The organism is Methylobacterium sp. WL6, from assembly GCF_008040095.1.
GTDB lineage: Bacteria > Pseudomonadota > Alphaproteobacteria > Rhizobiales > Beijerinckiaceae > Methylobacterium.
Map to the genome: position 1 here is coordinate 1 of NZ_VRVH01000518.1, position 1,821 is coordinate 1,821.

At 74.3% G+C, this 1,821-nt stretch carries 2 protein-coding genes and 1 pseudogene; 2 read left to right on the forward strand and 1 reads right to left on the reverse strand.

The window, feature by feature from the left end; translation table 11 throughout:
• Positions 1–341, reverse strand: a pseudogene (locus tag FV230_RS27940) (hypothetical protein); the annotation flags it as partial.
• A 241-nt stretch (positions 342–582) separates the two neighbouring features.
• Between FV230_RS27940 and FV230_RS27945 the strand changes: the two are divergent.
• Together FV230_RS27945 and FV230_RS27950 are read left to right on the forward strand one after the other, a co-directional pair.
• Positions 583–1,170: an ANTAR domain-containing protein gene (locus FV230_RS27945; RefSeq protein WP_147729847.1), complete on the forward strand. Its 588-nt coding sequence runs from the start codon at positions 583–585 to the stop codon at positions 1,168–1,170.
• A gap of 21 nt (positions 1,171–1,191) precedes the next feature.
• Positions 1,192–1,821: CmpA/NrtA family ABC transporter substrate-binding protein (locus tag FV230_RS27950; protein WP_147844678.1), on the forward strand; the 630-nt coding region annotated here is incomplete at its 3' end.

A 1,821-nucleotide genomic window follows, 5' to 3' on the forward strand; every position in this document is an offset into this window, starting at 1 on the left:
GTGCAGACGCGCCGGAGCGGCGCGGCGGTCGCCACCCGGGCGACCGGATGCGGCGCGGCCGCGGTGCGGATCTCCGGCAGGACGAAGCTCGGCGGCACCTGCGCGAAGGCGATGGCGGCCGGCAACCGGGGCAGGGCGGCCTCGACCGGAGCCGCCGCATGGAAGGCGTGGGGCGCGACCGAGGCCGCCGGAACCGGAGCGGGCGGCGTCGGAGCCGGCTCGCGGCAGATCAGCGAGCCGGCGCCGAGGACGAGCGCCGTCACCAGGGTCGGGAGGAAGGGGAGGGAGAGGCGGCCGGAACCGCCACCGTCGAGGGCCGCGAAGGGGTCTGGCTTCGACATCCGATCCTTCGAACCTCCGCACCGTCGCGACGGCCACAGAGGTGCCCCGCATTTGCGGCGGAAGCTGGACCGTTTCCTTTCCGCTCGGTTGCGCGGCGCGATCAGGGCCGCGGGGCGAGCGCCTCGGCGCGGCGCTTCCGCCGGAACGGGGCACGCCGCTTGCCTTGCGACACGGCCGGCGGCATGCGTCGCTGCCACGCTCCGACTTGCTGCCCCGTTTGCCGCCCAACGCCGGGCCCCGATGACCGAAACCAGCCTCACCGTCGCCGTGATCGATCCGAGCCGGGCGCGTGCCGCGATCCTGGAGGAGGGCCTGCGCGCCGCCGGGATCGGCCGCGTCGTGGTGATGGCCGACACCGCCGACCTGATGGAGCGCGTCGCCGCGCTCGCCCCCGACGTGGTGGTGATCCACCTGGAGAGCCCGAGCCGCGACATCCTGGAGCAGATGTCGGGGGTCGCGCGCCACGTCGAGCGGCCGGTGGCGATGTTCGTCGACCGCTCGGACGCCACGATGATGCAGGCGGCGGTCGATGCCGGGATCTCGGCCTACGTCGTCGACGGCCTGCGGCCCGAGCGGATCAAGCCGATCCTCGACATCGCGATCCTGCGCTTCAACGCGTTCTCGCGGCTGCAGCGGGAGCTGTCGGAGGCGCGGGGCGAGCTCGCCGACCGCAAGCTGATCGAGCGCGCCAAGGGCATCCTCATGAGCATGAAGGGCCTGTCCGAGGACGAGGCCTACAAGCAGCTGCGCAAGAAGGCGATGAACGAGAAGCGGAAGATCGCCGACATCGCGCGGGCGATCGTCACCGCGGCCGACCTGCTCGGATGAGGGCGCGATGAGACTTCGCAGATGAGACTTCACCTGGGCTACGTGCCCCTCTGCGACGCGGCCCCCGTGATCGCCGCCCACGAGATGGGCTTCGCCCGCGCCGAAGGGCTCGATCTCGACCTCACCGCCGAGCCGTCCTGGGCGACGCTGCGCGACCGGCTGGCGCTCGGCTACCTCGACGCCGCGCACATCCTGGCGCCGCTGGCGCTGGCGAGCGCGCTCGGGCTGTCGGGGCCGCCCTCCGACCTGATCGTGCCGCTGTCGCTCAGCCTGAACGGCAACGCGATCACCCTGTCCGGCAGCCTCTGGGCGGCGATGGCGCCCGAGAGCGAGCGCCTCGCCGACGTCGCCCGCGCCTTCGCCCGGGTCGCGCGCGCGCGGAGGCAGGCCGGCAAGCCGCTGACGCTCGGCACCGTCCACCCGTTCTCCTCGCACACCTATCAGCTCCGGCTGTTCGCCGAGGCCGGCGGCCTCGACCCGGCCGCCGTCCGGCTGGTGGCGGTGCCGCCCCAGCACAGCGTCGAGGCGCTGTCGCGCGGGATCGTCGACGGCTTCTGCGCCGGCGCGCCCTGGAACGCGGTCGCGGTCGCGGCCGGCCTCGGGCGCGTCCGGCGCCACCTCGCAGCCGAGCGCGGCGATGCGCCCGAGGCC

Excerpts from the sequence above, each read along its gene's own strand:
- FV230_RS27945 (WP_147729847.1), top strand. The coding sequence starts at position 583 with ATGACCGAAACCAGCCTCACCGTCGCCGTGATCGATCCGAGCCGGGCG.